25 protein-coding genes are annotated in these 26,202 nt (G+C 74.5%); 11 read left to right on the forward strand and 14 right to left on the reverse strand.

The window, feature by feature from the left end; genetic code table 11:
- The first annotated feature begins 337 nt into the window (after nt 1-337).
- Entirely contained in the window at nt 338-1,147 is an 810-nt protein-coding gene (locus tag AB0637_RS22135) for an aminotransferase class IV (RefSeq protein ID WP_366174858.1), read from the forward strand.
- A gap of 61 nt (nt 1,148-1,208) precedes the next feature.
- A complete protein-coding gene (locus AB0637_RS22140; RefSeq protein WP_366174859.1) occupies nt 1,209-2,753 on the forward strand; it encodes an alkaline phosphatase D family protein in 1,545 nt (514 codons plus the stop codon).
- Between the two features lie 3 nt (nt 2,754-2,756).
- On the opposite strand, the gene AB0637_RS22145 is transcribed toward AB0637_RS22140, so the two are convergent.
- The 6 genes from AB0637_RS22145 to AB0637_RS22170 form a co-directional block, all read right to left on the reverse strand.
- Nucleotides 2,757-4,676, reverse strand: coding sequence for a chorismate-binding protein (locus tag AB0637_RS22145; protein ID WP_366174860.1), 1,920 nt, complete (start codon nt 4,674-4,676; stop codon nt 2,757-2,759).
- 32 nt (nt 4,677-4,708) lie between these two features.
- The gene (dhaM, locus tag AB0637_RS22150; protein WP_366174861.1) at nt 4,709-5,098 is read right to left on the reverse strand and encodes a dihydroxyacetone kinase phosphoryl donor subunit DhaM; all 390 of its coding nucleotides are present in this window, start codon (nt 5,096-5,098) and stop codon (nt 4,709-4,711) included.
- Complete coding sequence (gene dhaL, locus AB0637_RS22155) at nt 5,095-5,718, reverse strand: dihydroxyacetone kinase subunit DhaL (protein WP_366174862.1); 624 nt, start codon at nt 5,716-5,718, stop codon at nt 5,095-5,097. Before dhaL ends, dhaM begins: the two co-directional genes overlap by 4 nt.
- Nucleotides 5,715-6,740 (reverse strand): dihydroxyacetone kinase subunit DhaK, encoded by a 1,026-nt coding sequence (gene dhaK, locus AB0637_RS22160; RefSeq protein ID WP_366174863.1) that lies wholly within the window; start codon nt 6,738-6,740, stop codon nt 5,715-5,717. The genes dhaL and dhaK overlap by 4 nt, the downstream gene beginning before the upstream one ends.
- A gap of 30 nt (nt 6,741-6,770) precedes the next feature.
- Nucleotides 6,771-7,529, reverse strand: a complete 759-nt coding sequence (locus AB0637_RS22165) for a DUF899 domain-containing protein (RefSeq protein ID WP_366174864.1) — start codon at nt 7,527-7,529, stop codon at nt 6,771-6,773.
- Nucleotides 7,530-7,622: 93 nt separating this feature from the next.
- Nucleotides 7,623-8,813, reverse strand: a complete 1,191-nt coding sequence (locus AB0637_RS22170) for an osmoprotectant NAGGN system M42 family peptidase (RefSeq protein ID WP_366174865.1) — start codon at nt 8,811-8,813, stop codon at nt 7,623-7,625.
- Between the two features lie 39 nt (nt 8,814-8,852).
- On the opposite strand from AB0637_RS22170, the gene AB0637_RS22175 reads away from it, so the two are divergent.
- Nucleotides 8,853-9,809 carry a hypothetical protein gene (locus tag AB0637_RS22175; RefSeq protein WP_366174866.1) on the forward strand — a complete coding sequence of 319 codons (957 nt, stop codon included), beginning with the start codon at nt 8,853-8,855 and terminating at the stop codon, nt 9,807-9,809.
- Nucleotides 9,810-9,828: 19 nt separating this feature from the next.
- Here AB0637_RS22175 and AB0637_RS22180 read toward each other — a convergent pair whose 3' ends face one another.
- The 4 genes from AB0637_RS22180 to AB0637_RS22195 all read right to left on the reverse strand — a co-directional run bounded on the left by AB0637_RS22180 (nt 9,829) and on the right by AB0637_RS22195 (nt 14,581).
- Nucleotides 9,829-10,572: a DNA-formamidopyrimidine glycosylase family protein gene (locus AB0637_RS22180; protein WP_366174867.1), complete on the reverse strand. Its 744-nt coding sequence runs from the start codon at nt 10,570-10,572 to the stop codon at nt 9,829-9,831.
- A gap of 3 nt (nt 10,573-10,575) precedes the next feature.
- Nucleotides 10,576-12,318, reverse strand: coding sequence for an N-acetylglutaminylglutamine synthetase (gene ngg / locus AB0637_RS22185; protein WP_366174888.1), 1,743 nt, complete (start codon nt 12,316-12,318; stop codon nt 10,576-10,578).
- 90 nt (nt 12,319-12,408) lie between these two features.
- Nucleotides 12,409-14,193 carry an N-acetylglutaminylglutamine amidotransferase gene (locus tag AB0637_RS22190; protein WP_366174868.1) on the reverse strand — a complete coding sequence of 595 codons (1,785 nt, stop codon included), beginning with the start codon at nt 14,191-14,193 and terminating at the stop codon, nt 12,409-12,411.
- Nucleotides 14,194-14,215: 22 nt separating this feature from the next.
- Complete coding sequence (locus AB0637_RS22195; protein WP_366174869.1) at nt 14,216-14,581, reverse strand: histidine triad nucleotide-binding protein; 366 nt, start codon at nt 14,579-14,581, stop codon at nt 14,216-14,218.
- Nucleotides 14,582-14,781: 200 nt separating this feature from the next.
- On the opposite strand from AB0637_RS22195, the gene AB0637_RS22200 reads away from it, so the two are divergent.
- Both AB0637_RS22200 and AB0637_RS22205 read left to right on the forward strand, forming a co-directional pair.
- Nucleotides 14,782-15,303, forward strand: coding sequence for a SigE family RNA polymerase sigma factor (locus AB0637_RS22200; protein ID WP_366174870.1), 522 nt, complete (start codon nt 14,782-14,784; stop codon nt 15,301-15,303).
- Nucleotides 15,300-16,436, forward strand: a complete 1,137-nt coding sequence (locus AB0637_RS22205; RefSeq protein ID WP_366174871.1) for a Gmad2 immunoglobulin-like domain-containing protein — start codon at nt 15,300-15,302, stop codon at nt 16,434-16,436. The genes AB0637_RS22200 and AB0637_RS22205 overlap by 4 nt, the downstream gene beginning before the upstream one ends.
- Before the next feature lie 48 nt (nt 16,437-16,484).
- Here AB0637_RS22205 and dnaJ read toward each other — a convergent pair whose 3' ends face one another.
- Nucleotides 16,485-17,606, reverse strand: a complete 1,122-nt coding sequence (gene dnaJ, locus AB0637_RS22210; RefSeq protein WP_366174872.1) for a molecular chaperone DnaJ — start codon at nt 17,604-17,606, stop codon at nt 16,485-16,487.
- 73 nt (nt 17,607-17,679) lie between these two features.
- A complete protein-coding gene (gene hrcA / locus AB0637_RS22215; protein WP_366174873.1) occupies nt 17,680-18,720 on the reverse strand; it encodes a heat-inducible transcriptional repressor HrcA in 1,041 nt (346 codons plus the stop codon).
- 113 nt (nt 18,721-18,833) lie between these two features.
- On the opposite strand from hrcA, the gene AB0637_RS22220 reads away from it, so the two are divergent.
- Both AB0637_RS22220 and AB0637_RS22225 read left to right on the forward strand, forming a co-directional pair.
- Nucleotides 18,834-19,721 carry a DUF3097 domain-containing protein gene (locus AB0637_RS22220; RefSeq protein WP_366174874.1) on the forward strand — a complete coding sequence of 296 codons (888 nt, stop codon included), beginning with the start codon at nt 18,834-18,836 and terminating at the stop codon, nt 19,719-19,721.
- Nucleotides 19,722-19,743: 22 nt separating this feature from the next.
- Nucleotides 19,744-20,157, forward strand: a complete 414-nt coding sequence (locus AB0637_RS22225) for a DUF4870 domain-containing protein (protein ID WP_366174875.1) — start codon at nt 19,744-19,746, stop codon at nt 20,155-20,157.
- Between the two features lie 19 nt (nt 20,158-20,176).
- On the opposite strand, the gene AB0637_RS22230 is transcribed toward AB0637_RS22225, so the two are convergent.
- Nucleotides 20,177-21,208 carry an LLM class F420-dependent oxidoreductase gene (locus AB0637_RS22230; protein ID WP_366174876.1) on the reverse strand — a complete coding sequence of 344 codons (1,032 nt, stop codon included), beginning with the start codon at nt 21,206-21,208 and terminating at the stop codon, nt 20,177-20,179.
- A 133-nt stretch (nt 21,209-21,341) separates the two neighbouring features.
- Between AB0637_RS22230 and AB0637_RS22235 the strand changes: the two genes are divergently transcribed.
- Nucleotides 21,342-22,112: a hypothetical protein gene (locus AB0637_RS22235; protein ID WP_366174877.1), complete on the forward strand. Its 771-nt coding sequence runs from the start codon at nt 21,342-21,344 to the stop codon at nt 22,110-22,112.
- A gap of 28 nt (nt 22,113-22,140) precedes the next feature.
- Here the strand turns inward: AB0637_RS22235 and hemW are convergent, their stop codons facing one another.
- The gene (hemW, locus tag AB0637_RS22240; RefSeq protein WP_366174878.1) at nt 22,141-23,346 is read right to left on the reverse strand and encodes a radical SAM family heme chaperone HemW; all 1,206 of its coding nucleotides are present in this window, start codon (nt 23,344-23,346) and stop codon (nt 22,141-22,143) included.
- Nucleotides 23,347-23,436: 90 nt separating this feature from the next.
- On the opposite strand from hemW, the gene AB0637_RS22245 reads away from it, so the two are divergent.
- From AB0637_RS22245 to AB0637_RS22255, 3 genes are read left to right on the forward strand one after another with little or no spacing between them, the layout of a single operon-like run.
- Nucleotides 23,437-23,727 (forward strand): metal-sensitive transcriptional regulator, encoded by a 291-nt coding sequence (locus AB0637_RS22245; RefSeq protein WP_366174879.1) that lies wholly within the window; start codon nt 23,437-23,439, stop codon nt 23,725-23,727.
- Nucleotides 23,727-23,945 carry a cation transporter gene (locus AB0637_RS22250; RefSeq protein WP_366174880.1) on the forward strand — a complete coding sequence of 73 codons (219 nt, stop codon included), beginning with the start codon at nt 23,727-23,729 and terminating at the stop codon, nt 23,943-23,945. Before AB0637_RS22245 ends, AB0637_RS22250 begins: the two co-directional genes overlap by 1 nt.
- Nucleotides 23,945-26,167, forward strand: a complete 2,223-nt coding sequence (locus tag AB0637_RS22255) for a heavy metal translocating P-type ATPase (RefSeq protein WP_366174881.1) — start codon at nt 23,945-23,947, stop codon at nt 26,165-26,167. Before AB0637_RS22250 ends, AB0637_RS22255 begins: the two co-directional genes overlap by 1 nt.
- Nucleotides 26,168-26,202 lie beyond the last annotated feature (35 nt).

The following is a 26,202-nucleotide window of genomic DNA, read 5'->3' on the forward strand; positions in this document are numbered from 1 at the left end:
AGGGTGTCGTAGCGGGCGGTGGCCTGGACCTGGCGGGCGGCCAGGGCCCGGATCTGCCGTTCGGTCTCGGTGATGACGTCGATGAGCTGGGCGGGACTCAGGTCCTCCGCGAGGTCCTCCCCCAACTCCTCCGCGGGGTCCTCCAGGGGGTCCTCGGGGGGCGCGACGGTCGACGACATGGCAGGACCCTAGCGTCCGACGACCCCGCCGACAAGACCGAAGTCGTTGCACTGCAACGTATTCATCGGGCCGCGCGATCCCCCGTCCCAGTTCTACCAGCCGTCCCCGACATCCACGACGGGTTGTCCACAGCCCCCGCTCCCGCCACGATGCACCGGTGCAGGGAGTGCGGAACCGGACGGCCGTCCTGGGAACCGGAGAGGTCCCGTGGGACTCCCCCGTCGTCCCCGCCGACGACCCGGGCCTGCGCGGCGACGGGTTCTTCGAAACCCTCCTCGTCCACGGCGGAACCCCGCCCCGCGTGGTCCGCCTCCGCGAGCACCTGGACCGCTTCGAACGCTCCGCCGCGGCGTTCGGCCTCCCCCTGGACCGCAGCGCGTGGGAGCACCTCGTCGCGGGGATCACCGACGACCTCCCGGCCGGCACGGAGGCCGTCCTCCGGCTGACGGCGTCGGCGGGCACGTGCACCGCGACCCTGCGTCCCCTGCCCGACGGCGTCCGCCGGGGCCGCGACGGCGTCCACGTCGTGACCCTGGCCCGCGGTACGACCACCGTCCCCGCCGCGCCGTGGCTGCTGACCGCCGCCAAGACCTCCTCCTACGCCGTGAACTCCGCCGCCCTGCGCGAGGCGCGCCACCGCGGCGCCGACGACGCCCTGTTCCTCGACGCCGCCGGTGAGGTCCTGGAAGCCCCGACGGCGAACCTGCTCTGGCGCAGCGAGGGGCGGTGGCACACCCCGCCGCAGCGGGACCGGGACGTCCTTCCGGGCACGACCCTGGCCGCCGTCACGGCGGGGTTCGGCGTCCACGAGACCCCCTGCCGCCCGGACGAACTGCTGCGGTCCGACGGCGCCTGGTTGCTGTCGAGCCTGCGCGGCGCGGCCCCCGTCCGGACGCTCGACGGGAACCCCCTGCCGGTCGACCGGGCGTTCACGGCGACTCTGCGACGCACGGCCCTGCAGGACTGATTCATCCCGAGTTCTCCCCGACGGAACACAGGCGTCACCTGGACCGAGCACCGTTCCGCGGGTGTCGAACCCCCTCACGCCCCCGTTCTCACGACGCTCCCTCCTCGCCGCCGGCGGCACCGGTCTGCTGGCCCCGACCCTCCTGCGCGTCGGCGCCCCGCGGCTGACCCACGGCGTCCAGTCCGGCGACGTCACGGCGGACACCGCGACGATCTGGACCCGGTCGGACCGCCCGGCGCGGATGTTCGTGCAGGTCTCCCCCACCGGTCGGTTCGGGCGCGACTGCCGCACCTACCGCGGTCCGGTGCTGACCGCCGCGAGCGACTTCACCGGCCGCCTCGACGTCACCGGTCTGCCCTCGGGCTCGGACGTGCCGTACCGGGTGGTGCTCGGGTCCCCCGACGCCCACCGCCCCGACGGTGCCTCGGAGGAGGGTTTCCTGCGCACCGCCCCCACGGCCGGCGACCACCGCCGCATCCGGTTCCTGTGGAGCGGGGACCAGGCCGGGCAGGGGTGGGGCCGCAACCCCGACCTCGGGGGTTTCCCGATCTACCGGTCGATGGCCGCCCGCGACGCCGACTTCTTCCTGCACTCCGGGGACACGATCTACGCCGACGGTCCCATCACGGGTGACGTCACGCTGCCCGACGGCCGGGTCTACCGCAACGTCGTCACCGAGGCGAAGTCGCACGTGGCGCAGACCCTCGACGACTTCCGCGGAGCGTTCAAGTACAACCTCGAGGACGACGCCTACCGCGCGTTCTTCTCCCGCGTCCCGCAGGTGAACCAGTGGGACGACCACGAGGTGCACAACAACTGGTACCCGCACGAGGTCCTCGACGACCCCGCCTACCAGGAGAAGCGCGTCGACGTGCTGTGGGCGCGAGGGGAACAGGCGTGGCGCGAGTTCGTCCCGGTCTCGCACCGCCGGACGGGTGCGGTGTACGGGAAGTTCGCGTTCGGCCCGCTGCTCGACGTGTTCGTCCTCGACATGCGCAGCGACCGCGACCCCAACCCGTGGGGCTGGGCCGGCGGCGGGATCCGCCCCGACGGCGGGATCCTCGGCACCGAGCAGGCCCGGTGGCTCGTCGACGCCATGGCCGCCTCCACGGCCCGGTGGAAGGTCGTCCAGGCCGACATGCCGATCGGTCTCGTCGTCCCCGACGCCGCCTCGAACGGCATCGAGGCCGTGGCGCAGGGCGACCCGGGCGTCCCGCGGGGGCGGGAGCAGCAGATCGCGTGGATCCTGCGGGAGCTGAAGAACCGCGGTGTCCGCAACCACGTCTGGTTGACGGCCGACGTCCACTACACCGCCGCGCACCACTACCACCCGGACCGGGCGGCCTTCACCGAGTTCGACCCGTTCTGGGAGTTCGTCTCCGGTCCCCTGCACGCCGGGTCGTTCGGGCCGAACGCCCTCGACGCGACGTTCGGCCCGGAGGTCGTGTTCCAGGCCGTGCCGCCGCGCGCGAACACCTCGCCGTTGGAGGGGTCGCAGTTCTTCGGCGAGGTCGAGGTCGACCCCGACTCCCAGCAGTTCACGGTGACGTTGCGGGACATCGCCGGCAAGGCCCTGTGGAGCCGGGCGCTGCACCCGGACGCCTGAGCCTCAGGGGGTTCCGGGCAGCCGTCGCGTCGTGAGCGCCGCGAGCGGCGCCCGCAGCTTCAGCAGCACCTCGGCGACCTCCGCGTCGGGGTCGGAGTCGAGCACCACCGCGCCCCCGGCCCCGACGCGCCACTCCTCGCCCACCCGCACCGCGGTGCGGATGACGACGGCGAGGTCGGCGGAACCCGTGAGGGAGAACCAGCCCAGGGTTCCCGAGTAGATCCCCCGCGGCCGCTGTTCGAGGGCGTCGATGATCTCGGTCGTCCGCAGCTTCGGCGCCCCCGTCATCGAGCCCGGCGGGAAGCACGCCCGCAGGCACTCGACGGCGCTGACGTCCGGCCGCAGCCGGCCCCGCACCGTCGTCACGAGCTGGTGGACGGTCGCGAGCGTCTCGGTCGTCATGAGGTGCGGGACGGTCACCGACCCCGCCGCGCAGACCCTGCCGAGGTCGTTGCGCAGGAGGTCGACGACCATGAGGTTCTCGGCGCGCGTCTTCGGATCTGCCTGCAGCGCCGCGGGATCGGTCTCGACAGGGGACGTCCCCTTGATGGGCCGCGTCTCCACGTCCCCGTTCCCGGCGACGTGCAGGAACCGTTCGGGGGAACTGCCGACGACCTCCACCCCCGCCGTCCGCAGGTAGGCGGCGTAGGGCGCCGGGTTCGCCCGCCGCAACCGCCGGTACGCCGCGACCCCCGCGTCGGCCGCGACCTCGACGGGCACCCGGGCCTGCGTCGTGAGGCAGACCTCGTAGCTCTCCCCGGCCCGCAACTGCTCCTGCGCGCGGACGACGTCGTCCCGGTACCGTTCCGGCGCCGTGTCGAGGACGACGGGCAGGTCGGGGGCCGGGGACGGCTCCCCGAGTGGTCGCAGACCGTCGAGCGCAGCCGACGTCTCGCCCACCCAGGACGGCTCGCGCTCCCCGTCGGACAGGGCGCACACCCACGTCGCGTCCTCGTCGTGGTCGAGGGCGAGGAACCGGTCCACGAACACCCAGTGCGCCGCAGGCGTCCCGGCGTCGCGGGACCCGTCGCGGGTGACGGGGAACCCGCACTCGTCCTTGGCCTCGTACCCGGCCCAGCCGACGTGCCCGCCGGCGAACTCGAACGGGACGTCCTGGGCGCCGTCGACACCGACCTCGGCCGACCGCGCGGAGACCGCCGCCAGGGACGTCTCGACCGCCCCCGTGAGCGGCCCCAGGAACGAGAAGCGGCCCGACCCCGCCCCCCGGCTGGCCGAGTCGAGCCAGAACGCGTCGTCCCCGGCCAGGAGTTGGGTCAGCACGGCCTCACCGTCGACGAGTCCCGGCCGCCGGCGCGCGTGCAACCGGTAGCGCCGGGGGTGGCCCCGCCGGCGGCACCAGCGCACGAAGTTCTCGACGATCCGGGGCCCGCAGGAACTCGCGACGGACTCGGGGTGGAACTGCACCCCGACCTGCGGGCGTTCGGTGTGCCGCAGGGCCATGAGGACCCCGTCCTGCCCCCACGCCAGGGGTTCCAGGACGTCGGGCAGGGGTTCGGCGACGCGGAACGAGTGGTACCGGGTGGCCTCGAACCCCTGCGGCAGCCCGGCCAGGACGGACCCGCCGGTGTGCCGGACGTGCTCGACGAACCCGTGCCGCGGCTGGGGGGCCGCGTCGACGACCGCCCCGGCCGCCAGCGCGATGCCCTGCATCCCCAGGCACACCCCGAGCACGGGCACCTGCGCCCGGGCCAGCACGTCCGCCGACAGCGCGAAGTCGCGCGCGACGGACGGGTGCCCCGGCCCGGGCGAGACGACGACGCCCGCGAACCCGTCGAGGTCGAGCTCCCCCGGCGCCACGTCGTCGTCGCTGACGACGACCGGGTCGGTGCCCGAGGCCACGGCCAGCAGCTGCACCAGGTTGTGGGTGTAGGAGTCGTGGTTGTCCACGACGAGCCAGCGCACGGGGGGATCCTCCCAGACGGGGCGGCGCGGCTTCAGCCCTTGCGCAGGTCCCGCGCGAGCTCGGCCTGCGCCACCACCTCGGCCAGTCCCGCGCCGGTCGAGGCCGTGACGACGGCCGCGACGGCCCCCTCCACGAAGGGGGCGTCGACGAGGGCGACCCCCGCACCCGCGGGGAGCTCGGCGAGGACGGTCCGGGCCGTCAGCACGGCACTGCCGAGGTCGACGAGCACCGCGACCTCCTCGCCCGCGGCCAGCCCGGCCTCGACCGCGGCCTCGAGGGCGTCGGCGTCGGTCCCGAGCCGGCCGTCCGCCGTCCCGCCCACGGGGACGACGGTGGCCGTGGACGCCATCTGCCCCGCGAGGTCGGCGACCCCGCGGGCCACGTCGGCGCTGTGCGAGAGCAGGACCACCCGCACGCTCACGACGCACCCGCCCCGTCGCCGTCCGCCAGCGCGGCGAAGAGCAGCGCGGTCGACGCGGCCCCGGGGTCACGGTGCCCGATCCCGCGCTCCCCCAGGTAGCTGGCCCGTCCCTTGCGCGCCACGAGCTCGTCGGTCGAGGCGGCTCCCCGCGCCGCGGCCTCCGCGGCCTCGGTCACCGACCCACCCGCCTCGAGGGACTCCACGGCGGGTGCCAGCGCGTCGACGAGCGTCGCGTCGCCCACCTGCGCCCCGCCGAGCGCCGTCACGGCGTCCAGCCCGACCCGCAGCCCGGACCCGAGCGCCGCCGCGTCGACGGACTCCGCGTCGCCGAGGGCCTTGCCGGTCCGGCGCAGCAGCGTTCCGAACAGAGGGCCGCTGGCCCCGCCGACGGTGCTGACGAGGGTGGAACCGGCCTTGAGGAGCACGGCGCCGGGGGTCGCGGGATCGGCGGCGTCCAGGGCCGCGAGGACGGCGCGCATCCCCCGCTGCAGGTTCACACCGTGGTCGGAGTCGCCGATGGGGCGGTCGAGGTCGGTGAGGTCGGCCGCGTGCTCGTCGACGGCGGTCGCGAAGCGCTGCAGCCAGTCCCGCGCCCCGGCCGCGGTGAGCGCGGGACTCACGCGCCCCACCGCAGGGCGGGGGTGCGGACGGGGGCGTCCCACAGCTGCAGCAGCTGCGGTGTCGCGCGGCAGACGCTCACCATGCTCCCGGCCATCTCCAGGCTCGTGACGTGGTTGCCGACGAGGGCCCGCGCGATCCGGGCGCCGCGGGCCGTGAGTTCGGCGACGACGTCACCCGCGAGCACCTGCAGCTCCAGCAGCGGGGTCCCGCCCATGCCGTTGACGAGCAGGAGGAGCTCCTCACCGTCCAGCGGCATGTCGTCCGCGATGGCCGCGACCGACGTCCGCGCCACCTCGCGGGCCACCCCGGTGGCCGGGACGGGGACGCGACGGCGGCCGGGTTCACCGTGGATGCCGATGCCCAGTTCCATCTCGCCGGGTTCCAGGTCGAACCCCGGCCGGTCCGAACCCGGTGTCGTGCACGGGCTGAGGGCGACCCCGAAGCTGCGGCTGCGGGCGACGACGTCGCGGCCGAGGGCGGCGACCTCCGCCAGGGCCATGCCCTGCTCGGCAGCCGCACCGAGCACCTTCTCGACGAACAGCGTCCCCCCGGTTCCGCGCCGGCCGGCCGTGTAGAGGCTGTCGGTGACGGCGACGTCGTCGTCGACGAGGACGGTCTCGACGGCGATGTCCTCGTCGTCGGCGAGTTCGGCGGCCATCTGGAAGTTCAGGACGTCGCCGGTGTAGTTCTTCACGACGTGCACGACGCCGCCGCCGCTGGAGGCGGCCGTCGTCGCGGCCAGCACCTGGTCGGGCACGGGCGAGGTGAACACGGCCCCGCAGGCGGCGGCGTCGAGCATGCCGAGTCCGACGAACCCGGCGTGCAGGGGTTCGTGCCCGGAGCCACCGCCGGAGACCAGTCCGACCTTCCCGGGCCGGTGGTCGCCGAAGTGGTCGTGGTTGCGGGACACGACGTGGTGCTCGAGGTCGACGGTCAGTTCGGGGTGGACCGCGGCCAGTCCGCGCAGCGCGTCGGTGACGGCGTCGGCGGGGTCGTCGAGCAGCTTCGTGGGGACGTGCATCTGGAGCTCCTTCGCCCGGGGGCGCCCAAGCTATCCCTCCGGGCCGAAGTCCGGAACCGCCCCCCGGGCGTGCTCGACCCGGCCCGCCGGCTGCTCCCACTCCTCCTGCCGACCCAGGGCCGTCATGTCGAGGAACGCGTAGGCCCCGCCGAGCTGCTCGGTGCCCCGCGCGAACGTCGAGTAGGTGTGGAACACCCGGCCCTGCGCGGCGAGGAAGCAGCTGTAGCCCGGCTGTTCGGCGGGGCCCTCGGCAGCCTGCTCGACGACCCACCCCTGGCCCGCGGCCCGCAGCTCGTCGGCGTCCCGGTAGTTCCACAGCACCGGTGCGACGGACGCGTCGAGGGTGACGTGGAAGTCGTGGTTGAACGTGCTGCCGGCCGAGCTGACCCAGGGGAAGCGGTACCCGCGTTCGGCGGCGACGGCGGCGATCCGCTCGTACGGCGCCCGCGACACGGCGACGTAGGTCGTGCCCCGGTGGGCCAGGTGCGCGAGCAGCCCGTCGCTCAGTTCGGCCAGCGCCCCCGAGCAGGACGGGCACGGCGCGTCCCAGTCCGGACCGAACATGACGTGCTGGACGACGAGCTGGTCCCGACCGGCGAACAGGTCCGCCAACCCCACCTCGCCGTCCGGGCCGGTGAAGCGGTAGGGCTCGGTCACCTCGACCATGGGCAGCCGTCGTCGGTCGGCGTTCAGGGCGTCACGGGCGCGCGTCGCCTCCTTCTCGCGCGCCAGCAGCTCGGTGCGGGCGCGCAACCACTCCGCGCGGGTCGTGATCTCGGGCAGGGCCACGTCGGTCCCCTCCTCGTCTCGTCGTGCCGGGTGCTGACGAGGTGGGGACTCCGGCGGGCGCGAGAACTCATCGCCCCGCCGGTGGGGCGGACGTCACTCGGCGACGACGGTCCGGTCGACGGGTTCGGGGTCGGCGGGCTGCACGCTGCGGCTGGGGAAGTCGGCCAGCGGGCCGGCGTCCGCCTGGTCCCAGTCGTCGAAGGTGAGCCCGCTCTGCAGGTACACGACGAGCAGCCGCGCCAGGGCGACGAGACCGTCGACGTGCGCGCGTTCGTGGCCGTGGCTGGAGTCCAGCCCGAACCCGAGCAGGGCGTGCCGGGCCTCGATCCCGGCCTCCAGCGCGGGCGCCGCGTCGGAGCGGTAGTGCCGGTAGACGTCCCGCACGGCGGGGATGTCGTGCTCGCAGGCCAGGCGGTGCAGCCGGCGGGACAGGTGGTAGTCGAACGGGCCCGTCATGTCGAGCATGGCGACGCTGGCCATCTCCTCGCGCGAGTTCTGCCCCTCGGCGACCACGGCGTTGTCGACGGCGACGAGTTCGGCGACGTCGGGGGCCAGGCCGTGGGTGGCGCCGAAGCCGACCTCCTCCCCGATCGTCACGAGGAACTGCGCCGTCACCGCGAGCGGCAGCCCCGCGTCCTTCAACGCCTTCAGCGCCGCGAGGCAGGCCGCGAGCCCCGCCTTGTCGTCGAGGTGGCGCGACTTCACGTACCCGCGGCGGGTCAGCTGGGGGGCCGCGTCGAGGGCCACGTAGTCGCCCACCTCGATGCCGAGCGCCCGGACGTCCTCGGCCGAGGAGACGGGTTCGTCGATGCGGACCTCGACGTAGGGCCAGCCGACGCCCTGGGTGTCGATCTCGTCGCCGAAGGTGTGCCCGCTGCTCTTCAGCGGCAGCACCGTGCCCGTGTACACGCAGTCGTGGTCGTCGGTGAAGATCGTCACGTGCGCGCCCTCGGAGAAGCGGGCGCTGTGGCTGCCGACGGGGACGACCTCCAGCCGGCCCGAGGCCTTCACCTGCTTGACCATGAGCCCGATGGTGTCGGCGTGCACGATGACCGCGCGGTGCACCTTCTCGGTCCGCCCCTGCAGCGTGGCGCGCAGGATCCCGCGCCGCGTGAGGTCGAAGGGCAGCCCCAGCGCGTCGATGTGGTCCCCGACGGCCTGCATGACCGCGTCGGTGCGGCCGGACGGGCTGGGGATCCGGAGCATCTCCATGAGCGTGCTCGTGAGGTACTCGACGTCGATCGGGACGTCGACGGGGACGGGGGTGCGGGTCGTGGGGCTCATCACGGGCGATGCTCTCAGGAGTCGGGGGAGGATGCCCCGGTGGACCTCGCGGACGTGCTCGACGACCTCTACGGCTCCCCTCCGGCGGAGTTCACCGCCACGCGCGACGCCTACGCGCGACAGGCCAAGGCCGAGGGCGAGCGGGACCTCGCCGGCCGCATCGCCGGGCTGAAGAAGCCGCCCGTGCCCGCGTGGGCCGTCAACCTGCTGGTCCGCGAGCGCGGCGACGACGTCGAGCAGCTGCTGCAGCTGGGCGCGGCGATGCGGGAGGCGACGGCCTCCCTGGCCGGTCCGGAGCTGCGCGAGCTGAGCGTGCAGCAGCACAAGGTCCTCGACGCCATGCGCGTGCAGGCGGGACGGCTCACGCAGGAGGCGGGGGTGCGGTTGTCCCTCGACGTCGGTGAGAAGGTCGTCGCGACGCTGCGGGCCGCGATGGCCGATCCCGCGGCCGCCGACGCCGTCCGGACGGCGACCCTGGTCCGGACGCTGGAGTCGACCGGGTTCGGCGAGGTCGACGTGGAGGGGGCCACGGCGGGCGCGCTGGCGGGCGAGGCGGCCCCGCGGCCCGTCGCGGCCACGACCCCCCGTCGCCCCGCGACGAAGGCGCCCGCGAAGACTCCCCCGCGCGACGAGCTGCGCGCACGGCGCGAGGAGAAGGCGGCCCGGGACGCGGAGCGGCAGCGCGCCGAGGCCGAACGGCGCGAGCGTGAGCTGGCGGAGCTGCGCGCGGCCGTCGAGGAGGCCACGGACGCCCTCGACGACGCCCGTGACGAGGCGACCGCGGCCGAGGCGGACTTGTCCTCGGCACAGCGGAGCCCGGAGGACCTCGACCGCCGCCGCGAGGACCTGCAGGCCCGGCTCGACGCGGTCACCGAACAGCTGGGGACGGCGCAGGACGGCGTGCGGACGGCCGAGCGGACCGCGCACGCTGCGCGCGAACGCGTCGGGCAGGCCGAGCGGGAGCTCACGGACCTGCAGGCGCGGCTGCCGGACTGAGGCGACGTGAGCGGACGGCTCAGCGCTGCTCGACCGGACACACCCAGGCCACCCGGCCCGCGAGCGTCCAGCTCTTCACGGGCGACCCGCAGCGACGGCACGTGGGCCGCTTGTAGACCCACCGCTCGTCCGGGGCCTCGGGGTCGGAGACGACCTGGCCCGCCTCCAGGCCGAGCCGCAGGTGGGTCACGGCGAGGTCCCACAGCAGGGCCGCCTCGTCGGTCGTGACGCGGCGCGTGGGGTCGATGCCGGCCAGGAACAGCAGTTCGGCGCGCCAGGCGTTGCCGATGCCGGCCCACAGGGACTGGTCCAGCAGCGCCGCACCGACGGCGGCGCGGGAGGACCCGAGGCGTTGCGCGGCCTCGTCCCGGCCGGCCTCCCCGACGCGCAGCGGGTCCGGTCCGAGGTTCGCGAGGAGCTCGTCGCGCGCGGCCGCGTCCAGTCCCTCGCAGCGGCCCGGCGCGACGAGCGAGAACGCGTCCCGCTCCCCCGCCAGCCGCATCCGCGTCCCGCCGCGCGGCGGCAGCGTGAGGTCGTCGGTGCGCAGGAAGAACCCCTTGAGCCCGAGGTGGACGTGCACGTCGGGGGCGTCCTCGAACGCGTAGAGCAGGTGCTTGCCCCACGCCTGCACGTCCCGCAGCCGGTGCCCGTCGAACGGGGCCGCGTCGAACCGGCCCTGCGGGCTCGTCACCGACAGCACCTGCCCGGCGAGCGCCTCGCGCTGGTCGCGGGCGTGCCGGTGCAGGGCGTGGGCCTCGGGCACGGCCTACCCCTGGTCCTGCGGGGTCCTGCCGGCCTGCCGGGTCTCGGGGAACAGCAGGTCCAGGAACCGTTCCGCCGTCGGTCGCGGCGCGTGGTTGGCCAGCCCCGGTCGTTCGTTCGCCTCGATGACGACGTGGTCGGGACCGGAGACGTCGGGCACGAGGAAGTCCAGACCGGTGACGGGGATCCCGATGGCCCGGCTGGCCGCGACGGCGGCGTCCACGAGGTCGGGGTGCAGGTCGTCGGTGACGTCGTCGATGGTCCCGCCGGTGTGCAGGTTCGCCGTGCGGCGCACCTCGAGGCGTTCCCCGCGGGGCAGGACGTCGTCCATCGCGTACCCGGCGTCGGCCACGACGGCCTCGGTGGCGGCGTCGAGCGGGATGCTGGACTCCCCGCCGGTCGCGGCCTGCCGCCGGCGGCTCTGCGCGGTGACGAGCGCGCGGATGTCGTGCGTGCCCGTGCCGATGACGGCCGCGGGCCGGCGCACGGCCGCGGCGACGACCTCGTGGTCGATGACGACGATCCGCAGGTCCTGGCCGGCGACGAGTTCCTCGACGAGGACGTCCGGGCAGTGCGCCGCGGCCTCCGCGACGGCCTCCCGCAGGTCGTCCCCCCCGCGCACGCCCACGGTGATGCCCTTGCCCTGCTCCCCGCGCGCGGGTTTCACCACGACCGGGCCGGTCTCCTCGACGAGGCGTTCGCACGCCGCCAGACCCTCGCTGTCCTGCAACGGGTCCTGCGCCAGTTCGACGGCGCGCGGGACGCGGACACCGCGACCGGCGAGCAGGCGGCGGGTGACGCGCTTGTCGTCGCACCGGGACATCGCGACGGCGCTCGTGAGTTCCGACAGCGACTCGCGCGTCAACAGCGAGCGGCCCGCGTACGTCAGCCGCATCTCCCCGCTGGGCACGTCGGTCACCTCGACCCGCACCCCGCGGCGCAGGGCCTCGTCGGCGACGATCCGGGCGTAGGGGTTGAGGTCGGCCAGCCCCTCGGGCTGGGGCGAGAACAGCGGGCGGTTGATGGGGTTCTTGCGCTTGACGACGACGGGGGCCGCGGGTCGGAACCCCAGCCGCTGGTAGAGCGCGATGGCGCCGGTGTTGTCGTGCATCACGGACAGGTCCAGGATCGCCCGGCCCCGCGCGACGTACCGTTCGGCCAGGACCCGGACGAGCGCCTCCCCCGTCCCGCGCGGGGCGGTCTGGGGATCGGCGGCGAGGCACCACAGGCTCGTGCCCTGGTCGGGGTCGCCGAAGGCGAGGACGTGGTCGACGCCGGTGACGGTGCCCACGACCTCCCGGGTCCGGGTGTCCTCGGCCACGAGGTAGGTGAACGTCCGCGTCCGGTGGTTGGCCCACATGACGTCGACGTCGGAGGTGACCATCCCGCAGGCCGCGTAGATGCGGTTCACCTCGTCGAGTTCGGCCCGTTCGCGGACCATGCGGACGAACACGTCGGGGTTGCGGTCCCGCGGCGCCCGGTACCGGGCCAGCGGCAGCCGGAACGTGATCGAGGGGTCCATGAAGAGTTCGTGCGGGGCCAGGCCGACGAGGACCTGGGGTTCGCGCACGTACATGGCGATGTCGCGTTCGCCGGTCTCCTCGGCGCGCAGGGCGTCGACGACGTCGCGCTGGTCGGTGAACGTCTGCCCGAACACGAGCCGGCCCCAGCCCATGTCGAGGACGACGTCGCGCACCATGTCCTCGGTGAACCACTGCGGGGGCCGCTGCCAGGTGCGGCTGGAGATGGTGGGGACGTCCAGACCGCGCTGGCGCAGCCCGGCGACCGTCGTGCGGCGCTTGGTGTTCGACACGTGCGTCCTCCCCAGCGTCCTGCGTCAGCCGATCCCGTGCTGCTGCAACCACATCTCCAGCAGCCCGAGCTGCCACAGCTTGTTCCCGCGCAACGGGGTCAGTTCGGAGTTCGGGTCGGTCAGCAACCCCTCGACGTACTCGGGGCGGAACAGCGCCCGGTCCCGCGCGGCCTGGCTCGACAAGGCGTCGCGCACCAGGCCCAGGACCTTGCCCTCGAGGTGGGTGATGGCCGGGACGGGGAAGTACCCCTTGGGCCGGTCGATGACCTCGCGCGGGATCACGCGGTAGCCGACCTGCTTGAGGATCCCCTTGCCGCCGTTCGCGAGCTGCAGGTGCGGCGGGACCGCGGCGGCGAGTTCGACGAGTTCGTGGTCGAGGAACGGCACGCGCGCCTCCAGCCCCCACGCCATCGTCGTGTTGTCGACGCGCTTGACCGGGTCGTCGACGAGCATGACCTCGGTGTCGAGCCGCAGCGCCGCGTCCACGGCCGTGTCGGCACCGGACCGGGCGAAGTGGCGTTCCACGAACTCGCGCGAGACGTCGGTCGCCGTCATCCACTGCGGGTTCAGCACCTGCGCCATCTGGGCGTGGTCGCGGTCGAAGAACGCCCGCGCGTACGCGTCGACGCCCTGCTGCGGGGTGAGCCCGGTCAGCGGCGGGTACCAGTGGTACCCGCCGAACACCTCGTCGGCGCCCTGGCCCGACTGCACGACCTTGATGGTCTGCGAGACCTGCTGCGAGAGCAGGTCGAAGGCGACGACGTCGTGGCTGACCATGGGTTCGGCCATCGCGCCGACCGCGTGCGGGAGCGCACCGACGAGTTCGTCGCCCGTGACGCGGATGCGGTGGTGGTTCGTCCCGAACCGTTCGGCGATGACGTCGGAGTAGGCGAACTCGTCGCCCTCGCGACCACCGACGGACTCGAACCCGATGGAGTAGGTGGCCAGGTCCTTCTGCCCCTGCTCGGCGAGCAGGGCGGTGATGAGGCTGGAGTCCAGACCGCCGGACAGCAGGACCCCGACGGGGACGTCGGCGACGGTGCGCCGTTCGACGGCCGTGCGCAGGGAGGCGAGGACGGCGTCCTCCCAGTCCCGGTCGGAGAACCCGGCGAACTGCTCGCGGCGCACGTGGTCCGGCGCCCAGTAGCGGTGCTCGCGGGACGTGCCGTCGGGTTCGACGACGCGCACCGTCGCGGGCGGCAGCTTCCGCACGCCCTGCAGCACCGTGTAAGGGGCGGGGACGACGGCGTGCCACGTGAGGTAGTGGTGCAGCGCGACCGGGTCGATCGTCGTGTCGACGTCGCCGGCGGCCAGCAGCGCGGGCAGGCTCGAGGCGAACCGCAGCCGCCCCGGCGTCTCGGCGAGGTAGAGCGGTTTGATGCCGAGGCGGTCGCGCATGAGGACGACGCGGCCGGTCTCGCGCTCGTGCACGACGACGGCGAACATCCCGACGAGGTGGTCCACGACGTCGGTGCCCCAGCGGTGGTAGCCCTTGACGATGACCTCGGTGTCGGAGGTCGAGACGAACCGGTAGCCGTACCCGGTGAGCTCCTCGCGCAGCTGGGGGTAGTTGTAGATGCAGCCGTTGAAGACGGCCGTCAGCCCCAGCTCGGGGTCCTGCATGGGCTGGGCGCCGCACGCCGACAGGTCGATGATCGACAGTCGGCGGTGCCCGAAGGCGACCCGGCCCTGTGCCCAGACGCCTTCGCCGTCCGGCCCGCGGGGGGCCAGCGTCTGGGACATCCGCTGCACCGCCGCCACGTCGGCCGCGTGCCCGTCGAACCTGACCTCACCGCACAAGCCGCACATGCCGCCCCATCCAACCGTGTGATCAGCCCGGAGGCCAGGTGAAGTCCCGACCGCCGAGGACGTGGCCGTGGACGTGGAAGACCGACTGGCCGACGGCCGTGCCGGTGTTGAAGACGAGCCGGTACTCCCCGCCGCACCGCTCGTCGGCGATGCGCTGGGCCACTTCGACGAGCCGCGCGAGGGCCTGCGGCGAGGCCGCCGCGAGCTCGGCGACGTTCTCGTACCGCTCCCGCGGGACGACCAGGACGTGGACGGGCGCCTGCGGGGCGACGTCCTCGAAGGCGACGACGAGGTCGTCGGAGTGGACGATCGTCGCCGGGATCTCGCCCGCCACGATCTTGAGGAACAGGTCGTCGGGGGCGCGCTGCACGCGGGAGACCTCGGCCATGACCCGCACGCTACCCGCGGGACGCCCGGGTCCGGATCGTTGGCCCCTCGCTTTCGATGAATGCGAGCGAGGGTTCAACGATGCGACACCCCGACCCCGCGGGTGCCCGGGAGCGGCCGGCCGAAGATTGTCGGGTTGGATGTCAACCGTGACCCTGTGTGACTCGTCTACACGGCGTGATGGTGATGAAGGAGCGCGTGGTGGTCGCTGACGACCCGCGCTCGTGGTCGGCCGACGAGGCCGTCGGAGCGCTGTACGCGGCGCACTGGCGGCGTCTCGTCGCGCTCGCGGCCTCGCTCATGGGCGAGTCGGCGAGCGCCGAGGAGGTCGTCGCCGACGCGTTCGTCACCCTGCACAAGCGGTGGGAGCGGCTGGCGGACAAGGGGTCCGCGGTCGCCTACCTGCGCACGAGCGTCGTCAACGGGGCCCGGGACGTGCTCAAGCACCGGGTCGTGACCGACCGGCGCCGCCCCCTGCCCGACCCCGCGCCGGACGGTCCGGAGGAGCACGCCGTGCGGGCCTCGGAGCACCGCTCCGTCCTGACGGCCCTCGACGGGCTGCCCGCGCGGCAGCGGGAGGTCCTGGTGCTGCGGTACCAGGGCGACATGTCCGAGCAGGACATCGCCGACGTCCTCGGCATCAGCCGGGGCGCCGTCAAGACCCACGCGCACCGCGGGTTGTCCGCGCTGCGCGAGGTGATGAGCCGGGAGGACCACCAGTGAGTGACGCGACCCCGTCGGGTCCGCTGCCGGACCCCGACGGCGACGACGACCTGAGCCCCACCGCGCGACAGCTGCGCGACGCCCTGTCCGCCCGTGCGGCGCAGGTGCGACCCACCGACCGTCTCGAGGAGATCCGCATGACCAGCCGAGCCAGCCGCCGCCGTTCCCGCGCGTGGGCCGCCGTCGCGGGGGTCGCCGCCGTCGTCGTCGTGGGCGGTGGCGCCTACGCCGTCACCCAGCGCAGCGACGGGAACGTCAGCACGGTCGCGGCGAGCACGTCGGCGTCCCCGTCGACCTCCTCGGCCGCACCCTCGACGTCCGCGGCGACGACGAGCGCCGCCCCCTCGACGGCCTCGGGGGCGCCCGCGACCTCGGCCGCGGCGACAGGCACCGCCACCGGCACCGCGACGGGCACCGCCACCGGCGGCACGTTGCCGTCCGGCGCCTCGACCGTGCCCGTGTACTGGGTCGGGGGCCAGCCGGCGAAGCTGTTCCGCGAGTTCGTCAAGGCCGGTTCGGGCCAGAACGACCCCACGAACGCGCTGCGCGCCATGCTCGCCGGGAAGGCGTCGGACCCGGACTACTCCAGCCCCTGGTCGGCGGACCCGACCGCGACCGTGACCTCCAGCGGCGGACGCCTCGTCGTCGACCTGTCCGCCGCGGCGGACAGCGGCAGCGCGGGGCCGGGCGGCGCCCAGCTCGCCGTCCAGCAGCTCGTCTACACCGTCACGGCGGCCGCGAGCTCCGACGACCCGGTCGAGGTCCGCGTCGACGGCAAGGCCCGGCCGTCGCTGTTCGGCACGACGGTGGCGCAGACGCTGACCCGCGACCCGCAGGCCGACGTCCAGGCCCCGGCGTGGATCACGTCCGTGACGGCCGCGGCGGGGTCGGTGACGGTCAAGGGCCTCGGCACGGCCTTCGAGGGAACGCTGATGTACACGCTCACGAACAGCGCGGGGACGGAGGTCGCCCGCGACGCCGTCCAGGCCGGTGCCAACGGGACGTTCGCCCCGTTCTCGTTCACGGCCCAGGTGCCCGCGGGCACCTACACCGTCGCGGTGTTCGCCCCGGACGAGTCCGGCGGCGAGGCGGGCCCGACGGCCGGCGACACCAAGACGGTCACCGTCCCCTGAGTGGACGGGCCGGGTGCGTGCACCCGGCCCGTCCCGGCGGGGACGTGCTCAGCGTCCGGAGAACCGGTCGCGCAGCTTGGAGAACACGCCCTGGTGGCTCTCGGAGAGCTTCCCGGCCGGGCGCACCTCGCCGCGCAGCTCGGCGAGGCGTCGCAGCAACTCCTCCTGCTCCTCGTCGAGGTCGCGCGGGGTGAGGACCTCGACCTTGACGAGCAGGTCGCCGCGGCCCTGGGACCGCAGGTGCTCGGCACCCTTCTGCTTGAGCGTCACGACCTCGCCCGTCTGGGCGCCGGGACGCACGTCGATCTCCTCGGTGCCGTCGAGCGTCTCCAGGGGGATGCTCGCGCCGAGGGCAGCCGCCGTCATGGGCACCTCGAGCGTGCAGAGGAGGTCGTCGCCGGACCGGGAGAACACCGGGTGCGGGCGCTCGTGGATCTCGACGTAGAGGTCACCGGGCGGCCCTCCCGCGGTGCCCACCTCGCCCTGGGAGGCGAGCTGGATGCGCGTGCCGGTGTCGACGCCCGCGGGGATCCGGATGGTCATGGGCCGGCGGGCGCGGGTGCGGCCCTCCCCGGAGCACTCCAGGCACGGCGAGGGCAGCACGGTGCCGAAGCCCCGGCAGGTGGGGCAGGGCTGCTGGGTCATGACCTGGCCGAGCAGGGACCGGACGACGCGCTGGATCGAGCCCTGCCCGTGGCAGATGTCGCACGTGGCCGGGCTCGTGCCGGGCTGGCAGCAGGACCCCTTGCAGGTCGGGCAGAGGACCGCGGTGTCGACCTGGATCGAGCGCTCGCCGCCGAAGGCCGCCTCGGCGAGGTCGACGTCGACGCGGATGAGGGCGTCCTGGCCGCGCTGGGTGCGGCTGGCCGGGCCGGGACCGCGACCACCCCCGCCGCCCTGGCCGAAGAAGGCGTCCATGATGTCGGAGAAGCCGAACCCGGCCCCGAAGCCGGCGCCCGCGCCGCCGGGCACCGCCCCACCCCGGTCGTAGGCCGAGCGCTTGTCGGGGTTCGACAGCGTCTCGTAGGCCTGCGAGACCTCCTTGAACTGCTCCCCCGCGTCGGGGTTGACGTCGGGGTGCAGCTTGCGCGCCATCTTGCGGTAGGCGCGCTTGATGTCCTCCGTGGAGGCGTCGCGGGAGACGCCCAGGACGTCGTAGTAGTCGCTCACGAGGTCGCGGTTCTCCTGTCGGTTCTCTTCCGGGTTCGGGTCGTCGGCCGGGTCGCCGGCGGGTCTGCGGCGGTCACGACGCGAGGATCCGCGAGACGTAGCGTGACACCGCTCGGACGGCGGCCATCGTCGTCGGGTAGTCCATGCGGGTGGGACCGAGCACGCCGAGCCGGGCCAGGACCGTCTCGCCGCCGTAGCCGGTGGTGACGACGGACGTCCCGTCCAGGCCCAGGTGCAGGTTCTCGGCGCCGATCCGGACGCTCAGCCCGCCGCGTTCGGACGGCTGCTCCTCGGCCAGTTCCTGGACGAGCCGGAGCAGCACGACGTGCTCCTCCAGGGCCTCCAGGACGCTGCCCAGCGACAGCGACAGGTCGGCACCCGACTTGACGAGGTTCGACGTCCCGGCGATGACGACCCGCTCCTCCAGGGACGCCGTGAGGCAGTCCCCGAGGGAGGCCGCGACCTCGGCGGCGATGGCGATGTCGGCCGCCGGGGTCTGCTGGACGAGGTCGGTGAGCGCCTCGCGCGCCTCGCGCAGCCGCTTGCCCGCGACGGTGGCGTTGACGCGCGTGCGCAGCGCCGCCAGCGAGACGCCCAGCGTCTCGACGTCGACGGCCGAGCGGATGTCCAGGACGCGCTGCTCCACGCGGCCGGAGTCGGTGATGAGGACGAGCAGGGCGCTGCGCCCGCCCACGCCGACGAGCTCGACGTGGCGCACGCTGGCGCGCGACAGCGACGGGTACTGCACGACGGCGGCCTGCCGCGTGAGCTGGGCCAGCAGGCGCACGGTGCGGTCCACGACGTCGTCGAGGTCGTCGGCACCGTGCAGGAACGTCTCGATCGCCCGCTTCTCCGCCGGCGTCATGGGCTTGACGTTCGCCAGCCGGTCGACGAAGAGGCGGTAGCCCCTGTCCGTGGGGATGCGCCCGGCGCTGGTGTGCGGCTGGGTGATGTACCCCTCGTCCTCCAGGACGGCCATGTCGTTGCGGATGGTCGCCGGGGAGACGCCGAGCTGGTGGCGCTCGACCAGCGCCTTGGACCCGACGGGCTCGTGCGTGGAGACGTAGTCCTCCACGATGGCCCGCAGCACAGCGAGCCTGCGGTCGTCGCTCATCCACCCTCCCCGGATCGCAGCTGGCACTCATCCCACGTGAGTGCCAAGTCTAGGACGTGCGCCCCCGCCGCGCCTCCACCGTCCGGTGCGGGTCGCTCGTTAGCGTGCCGCGGGTGAGTCCGACCGCTGGCCCCTCCGCAGGCAACCACGACCGGTACGGCACCGACGTGCTGTCCGCCGACCCGCACGCGCGCACGCGACCCAAGCCCGTCCACCGCGACGAACCCGCGGTGCGGGGGCTCGTCGTCGAGGACGTCGACACGGGGTGGGTCGGTGCCGTCGTGCGGGTGGAGAAGAGCGGTGGCGTGCACGTCGTCGTGCTCGAGGACGCCCGGGGCCGCACCCGCACGTTCCCCCTCGGCCCGGGCTTCTGGGTGGACGGCCAGCCCGTCCGGCTCGTCGCCCCGCGCAGCGCCGGCCCCGTCCAGCCCACCCGCACCGCGAGCGGGTCGGTCGCCGTCGCCGGCGCCGCGGCCCGCACCGCCCGCGCCTCCCGGATCCTCGTCGAGGGCCGGCACGACGCCGAGCTCGTCGAGAAGGTCTGGGGCGACGACCTGCGCGTGGAGGGCGTGGTCGTGGAGATGCTCGACGGCGTCGACGACCTCGACGCCGCCATCCGCAGCTTCGGCCCCCGGCCCGGGCGGCGCATCGGCGTCCTCGTCGACCACCTCGTGCCCGGGTCGAAGGAGTCCCGCATCGTCGCCAAGGTCGCGACGAGCCCGCACGTCCTCGTCCTGGGGCACCCCTTCATCGACGTCTGGCAGTCCGTCCGGCCGCAGCGGCTGGGGTGGACGCAGTGGCCGACGGTCCCGCGGGGCCAGGACTGGAAGCACGGGATCCTGGCGGAGCTGGGCTGGCCGCACGCGACGCAGGCCGACGTCGCGCACGGCTGGAAGCGCATCCTCGGCACGGTCCGGTCCTACGCCGACCTGGAGCCGGCCCTGCTGGGCCGGGTGGAGGAACTCGTCGACTTCGTCACCGCCGACCTGGCGGACCGCTGAGCGAACCGGGAGGATCGGGACCGTGAGCCAACCGCCGTACCCCCAGCAGCCGTCGTACACCCCCGCGCCGTTGTCGCCGTCCGACGAACGGATGTGGGGGATGTTCGGGCACCTGTCCGCGATCGCGGCGAGCTTCTTCGCGCTGCCGTTCCTCGGTCCGCTCATCATCTTCCTGGTGCTGAAGGACCGCAGCGGTTTCGTGCGCGGACACACCGCCGAGGCGCTCAACATGACGATCTCGTTCCTCGTCTACCAGGCGGTGCTCACCGCCGTCGTGACGTTCCTGGCGATCGTCACGCTCGGCATCGGCTCGGCCCTGTACGCCCTGAACGGCGTGCTGGCGCTGGTGTTCCTCGTCTTCACCATCCTCGCGGCCGTCGCCGCGAACCGGGGCCAGGTGTACCGCTACCCGCTGATCTTCCGGCTGGTGCGCTGAGGCCATTTGTGCCCGGGGCTCAGGCCACCGCGCGCAGGTCCCGCACGGCGTCGGCACCGAGCGGGACCAGCGCGACGGTCGTGACCCCGACGCGTTCGTAGTCGGCCAGCCGCCGACGCACGGCGTCGACGGACCCCACGAGGCTCGTCGCCTCGACGAGGCCGGCCGGGACCCGTTGCACCGCTTCGTCCTTGCGGCCGGCGAGGTAGAGGTCCTGCACGGCGTCGACGGCCTCGCCGAACCCGAGGCGGCGGCCGAGGTCGGCGTAGAAGTTCGCCTCCTTCGACCCCATCCCCCCGACGTAGAGGGCGATGAGCTTGCGCGCCGGGAGTTCCGCGCGGGCGCGGTCCTCCCCCGTCGCGTCGGTCAGGACGAACGGCACCGACGCCGTCACCTCGAACCGTTCCGGCGGCGTCGCGCGACGGGCGAACCCCGCGGCGAGCCGCTCGGTGGACTCCGCCGCGTTCTCCGGGACGAGGAACGAGGGCAGCCAGCCGTCGGCGATCTCCCCCGCGAGTTCGACGTTGCGCGGGCCCACGGCGGCGAGGTGGATCGGCAGGTCCGCTCGCGGCGGCGGCTGCATGAGCTTGAGCGCGATCCCCGGCCCCCCCGGCAGCGGCAGCGTCAGGTGCTCCCCGGCGAACGTGGAGTCCTCCCGGGCCAGCAACCGCCGGACGAGGGCGACGTAGTCGCGGGTGCGGGCGAGGGGTTTCGCGAACGGCTGGCCGTACCAGCCCTCGGCCACCTGCGGCCCGGACACCCCGAGGCCGAGGCGGAAGCGCCCGCCCGACAACCCGTCCAGCGTGGCGGCCGTCATCGCGGTCGACGCCGCGGCGCGCGCCGGCACCTGCAGGACGGCGGAGCCGAGGCCGATGCGGGTCGTCTGCCCGGCCAGCCAACCCAGCAAGCTCACCGCGTCCGTGCCGTAGGCCTCGGCGACCCAGACGGAGGCGAACCCGGCGTCCTCGGCCGCGCGCGTGAGCTCCAGCGCTCGCGCAGCGGCGGGTCCGACGGGACCGGTGAGGTAACCGACGCTGAGCCCGAGGTCCATGCCCGCACGCTACCGGCGCGGTCCGCGCCGTCGGCCGCGCGTCCCGAGGGGTCGCCAGGCACCGCGTCCGGACCGGGGCAACCTGCACAGCTCCCCCACAGGACCGCGGCCACCCGGCGGTTAGCGTCGACGGGTGCCCCTCGACGCGATGCCCCACGAGCCCGCCGACCCGTTGCGCGTCGTCCTGGAGGCGCACGCCCGCACCCTCGCGACCGCGACCGCGCGCTACTCCTGGCGGACCCCCGTGCAGGGTCCGGCCCACACGACGGCCCACGGCCACACGGACCTGACGACGGGCGCGGCCACGATGACCACGGTCGCCACGGGAGCGCCCCCACCTCCCGCCGACGACGGCGTCCTCGTGCTCGACGGTCTCATCGCGCTGCCCGGCCAGGACGCTCCCCCGGAGGAGATGACGGCGCACGCCCTCCTCGTCCCGGAGGACGGCACGCTGACGATGGTCCTCCTCGACGGGCCCCCCTCCCCGGACGACCAGGGGCGCTGGGCCGGAGCACGCGCGGACACCCCCGGCCTGCCCATGGAGGTCGACGCCCTCCTGGGCAGCGTCGCCGCCACCTTCCACTGGCTCGCGGCGGCGACGGGCGCGGAACCGGGCGACGCCCCCGGCCGGTACCGGGTGGACCTCGACCTGTCGACGCTCGTGGACGACGCTCCCCCGCACCGGCGCGAGCGGGTGCGACTGACGCTGGACCGGTTGCACCCCGGCCTGTCCAGCGCCTCCGCCGGAGGCGTGGAGGCGGTCGTCGAGATCGACCAGAGCGCCGGCCTCGTCACGTCGCTCAGCGTCAGGTCGGTGGGGACGCAGGGAGCGCGGATCGACCCCGTCCTGCTGGAACTGCGGGACCACGGTCTCCCGGCAGGGGTCCCTCCCGTGGCCGCGTGAGCCCGGGCCACCCGGAGCCGGGCCGCGGTCAGTCCAGCAACCGCCGCACCACCGCGTCGGCCAGCAGACGCCCGCGGCGGGTCAGCGCCACCCGCCCCCCGGCGGCGGGTTCCAGCAACCCGTCGAGCAGCAGTTGCGCGGCCTGCGGCCGCACCCCCCACCACGCGGGGTCGAAACCCTCCGCGAGCCGGGAGCGCAGGAGCACGTCCTCGACGCGGCGGTCGTCGTCGGAGAGGCGCTCGCGCGCGTGGGCGGGTGACGTCCCGGCGTCCAGCCGTCCGGCGTAGGCGCTGGGGTGCTTGACGTTCCACCACCGCACGCCGCCGACGTGGCTGTGGGCACCGGGTCCGATGCCCCACCAGTCGCCGCCGCGCCAGTAGGCGAGGTTGTGCCGGCACGCGAACTCCGGTCCGCGGGCCCAGTTGCTCACCTCGTACCAGCCGTACCCGGCGGCGGCGAGGGTGTCGTCGACGACCTCGTACTTGTCGGCCTCGTCGTCGTCGGAGGGTTCTGGCACCTCCCCGCGGCGCATCTGCGCGGCCAGCTTCGTGCCCTGTTCGACGATGAGCGCGTAGGCCGAGACGTGGTCGGGTGAGCACGCCAGGGCGGCGTCGAGGCTGCGGCGCAGGTCGTCGACCGATTCCCCCGGGGTGCCGTAGATGAGGTCGAGGCTGACGTCGAGGCCGGCCTCGCGGGCCCAGCGGACGGCGAGCGGGACGCGGGCGGGGTCGTGCGTGCGTTCCAGGACGGCCAGGACGTGCTCGACGGCGGACTGCATGCCGAAGGAGACGCGGGTGAACCCGGCCGCCCGCAACCGGGCGAGGCCCTCGGGAGTGACCGAGTCGGGGTTCGCCTCGGTCGTGACCTCGGCGCCGGGCGCCAGGCCGAAGGCGTCGCGGACGGCCCCGAGCATCGTGGCGAGGTCGTCGGCGGGCAGCAGAGTGGGCGTGCCGCCGCCGAAGAACACCGTCTCGGCCGGGCGTGCGGCCTCGCCCAGCACGCGGGCGGCGAGGGCGACCTCGGCGGTCGCGGTCTGCGCGTAGGCGGCCTGCGAGGCCCCGCCGCCGAGCTCGGTGGCCGTGTAGGTGTTGAAGTCGCAGTAGCCGCAGCGGACGGCGCAGAACGGGACGTGCAGGTAGACGCCGAACGTGCGGTCGGCGGCCCCGACCAGGGCCTCGGGTGGCAGGGCGCCGTCGGTGGGGACGGTCTCGCCGTCGGGCAGGGTGCTCGGCACGTCCTCCAGTGTCACCCGCGACGAGGACTGCTCCACTACCCCTAGGGGGTAGGGGTTGCGTTTTGTACCCCCAGGGGGTAGCAAGGAGGCATGGAGAACGGTCCGGGGTACGCCGGGGAGAAGGACGAGGTCCTCAAGCGCCTGCGCCGCGTCGAGGGGCAGGTGCGCGGTCTGCAGCGGATGGTCGAGGAGGACGCGTACTGCATCGACGTCCTGACCCAGGTGTCCGCGGCGACGAAGGCGCTGCAGGCCGTGGCCCTGTCGCTGCTGGACGACCACCTCGGGCACTGCGTGGCGCACGCGGCCGCCGAGGGCGGCGCGGTGGCGGACGAGAAGATCAAGGAAGCGAGCGCGGCGATCGCGCGGTTGGTGAGGTCCTGATGAGCAGCACGACCGCGTTCGGGGTCACGGGCATGACGTGTGCGCACTGCGTGGCCGCGGTGACCGAGGAGGTGTCGGCCCTGTCCGGTGTCGAGGACGTGCGCATCGAGCTCGTCCCCGACGGGACCTCGACCGTCACGGTGACCGCCACCAGCCCTCTCGAGGAGTCGGCCGTCGCGGCCGCCGTCGACGAGGCGGGGTACGAGCTGGTGCGCTGATGGCCGTCCCGGTGGAGGGCTTCGCCCCTGTCGAACTCACGATCGGGGGGATGACCTGCGCCTCCTGCGCGCACCGCATCGAGAAGAAGCTCAACCGGATGCCGGGCGTCGAGGCGACCGTGAACTACGCGACCGAGAAGGCCACCGTCCGGCTGCCCGCGGGCACCGACGTCGCCGACGCGATCGCCGTCGTCGAGAGGACCGGGTACACCGCCACCCTCCCCCAGCCGGACCCGGAACCCGCTGCGGTGCAGGACGACCCGGTGACGGCGGAACTCGGCCGACGGCTCGCCGTGACGGCGGCGCTGGGCCTGCCGGTCCTGCTGCTGTCGATGGTCCCGGCCCTGCAGTTCACGAACTGGCAGTGGCTCGCGTTCGCCCTCGCCTCCCCCGTCGCGGTGTGGGGCGCGTGGCCGTTCCACCGCGCCGCCGTCGTGAACGCCCGGCACGGCGCGGCGACGATGGACACCCTCGTCAGCCTCGGCGTCGCCGCGGCGTGGCTCACCTCGTGCGCGGCGCTGTTCCTCGGCCACGCCGGGATGCCCGGGATGCACATGGAGTTCCGGCTCTGGGGGTCGGCCGGTGACGAGCTCTACCTCGAGGTCGCCGCCGTCGTCACGGTCTTCGTCCTGGCCGGCCGGTACCTCGAGGCGCGGGCCCGGCGACGGTCCGGGGCCGCGCTGCGGGCGCTGCTCGCGGTCGGCGCGAAGGACGTCGGCGTCCTGCGGGAGGGCGTCGAACGCCGGGTCCCCGTCGCCGACCTGCGTCCTGGGGACGAGTTCCTCGTGCGGCCGGGCGAGACGGTCGCCACCGACGGCACGGTCGTCGAGGGCAGTTCCGCGGTCGACGCGTCGGTCGTCACGGGTGAGTCCGTGCCGGTCGAGGTCGCGCCGGGGGACGACGTCGTCGGCGGCACCGTCAACGCCGGCGGGCGCCTCGTCGTCCGCGCGACCCGGGTGGGGGCCGACACGGCGCTGGCCCGAATCGGTCGCGCCGTCGAGGAGGCCCAGTCGGGCAAGGCTGCGGCGCAACGCCTCGCCGACCGCGTCTCGGGCGTCTTCGTCCCGGTGGTCCTCCTCGGCGCCCTCGCGACCTTCGTCGCGTGGTGGCTGTCGGGTCAGCCCGCGGCGGAGGCGCTCACCACGGCCGTCGCCGTCCTCGTCATCGCCTGCCCCTGCGCCCTGGGCCTCGCGACGCCGACCGCCCTGCTCGTCGGCACCGGCCGGGGCGCGCAGCTGGGGATCCTCGTCAAGGGCCCGGAGGCCCTGGAGGCGACCCGCCGCGTCGACACCGTCGTGCTCGACAAGACCGGCACGGTCACCACGGGGCGGACGACCCTCGCCGCCGTCGTCCCCGCGGCCGGAGTGGACGCCGCGGACCTGCTGCGGCGCACCGGGTCCCTCGAGGACGCCTCCGAGCACCCCGTCGGCCGGGCCGTCGCCGCCGCCGCCCGCGAGGCCGGTCCCCTGTCCCCGGTCACGGACGTCGTGGCGACGCCGGGCGCCGGGATCGCCGGGACGGTCGAGGGCGTGGCGCTGCGGGCCGGTCGGCCGGACTGGACGACCCCCGCCCCGACCAGCACCGACCTGCCCGACGACCTCCGGGCGGCGGTCGAGGAGCACGAGTCGGCGGGCCGCACGGTCCTCGTCGTCACCGCGGACGGACGGCCGGTGGGGGTCCTCGCCGTCGCCGACACGGTGCGCCCCACGAGCCGCGAGGCCGTCGCCGGGTTCCGGGCCCTCGGCCTGCACCCGGTGCTGCTCACGGGCGACCACGAGCGCACCGCGCGCACCGTCGCCGCGGCCGTGGGGATCGACGACGTCGTCGCCGGGGCGCGCCCCGAGGACAAGCTCGCGCACGTCCGGTCCCTGCAGGCGCAGGGCCGGGTCGTGGCGGTCGTCGGCGACGGCGTCAACGACGCCGCGGCGCTGGCCGTCGCCGACCTCGGGATCGCCCTCGGCAGCGGGACGGACGTCGCGGTGGAAGCCGGTGACCTCACGCTCGTCCGCGCCGACCTGCTCGCCGCCGTCGACGCGGTCCGGCTGTCGCGGCGGACGCTGGCCACCATCCGCGGCAACCTGTTCTGGGCCTTCGCCTACAACGTCGCCGCGCTCCCCGTCGCCGCCGCGGGGCTGCTCAACCCCGTCGTCGCGTCGGCGGCCATGGCGTTCTCCTCGGTGTTCGTCGTGACGAACTCGCTGCGGCTGCGCCGGTTCCGGTAGGCGCGCCGGGCCCGCCTGGTAGAACCGGGGAGTCG

Origin of the sequence: Kineococcus sp. NPDC059986, assembly GCF_040702905.1 — a bacterium.
GTDB lineage: Bacteria > Actinomycetota > Actinomycetes > Actinomycetales > Kineococcaceae > Kineococcus.

What these genes read in the sequence shown, in the direction of transcription:
- dhaK (WP_366174863.1), bottom strand. Translation starts at nt 6,740, where the DNA reads ATGCACGTCCCCACGAAGCTGCTCGACGACCCCGCCGACGCCGTCACC.
- AB0637_RS22170 (WP_366174865.1), bottom strand. Translation starts at nt 8,813, where the DNA reads ATGAGCCCCACGACCCGCACCCCCGTCCCCGTCGACGTCCCGATCGAC.
- AB0637_RS22190 (WP_366174868.1), bottom strand. Translation starts at nt 14,193, where the DNA reads ATGTGCGGCTTGTGCGGTGAGGTCAGGTTCGACGGGCACGCGGCCGAC.
- AB0637_RS22195 (WP_366174869.1), bottom strand. Translation starts at nt 14,581, where the DNA reads ATGGCCGAGGTCTCCCGCGTGCAGCGCGCCCCCGACGACCTGTTCCTC.
- hrcA (WP_366174873.1), bottom strand. Translation starts at nt 18,720, where the DNA reads ATGAGCGACGACCGCAGGCTCGCTGTGCTGCGGGCCATCGTGGAGGAC.
- AB0637_RS22230 (WP_366174876.1), bottom strand. Translation starts at nt 21,208, where the DNA reads ATGGACCTCGGGCTCAGCGTCGGTTACCTCACCGGTCCCGTCGGACCC.
- AB0637_RS22245 (WP_366174879.1), top strand. Translation starts at nt 23,437, where the DNA reads ATGGAGAACGGTCCGGGGTACGCCGGGGAGAAGGACGAGGTCCTCAAG.
- AB0637_RS22250 (WP_366174880.1), top strand. Translation starts at nt 23,727, where the DNA reads ATGAGCAGCACGACCGCGTTCGGGGTCACGGGCATGACGTGTGCGCAC.
- AB0637_RS22255 (WP_366174881.1), top strand. Translation starts at nt 23,945, where the DNA reads ATGGCCGTCCCGGTGGAGGGCTTCGCCCCTGTCGAACTCACGATCGGG.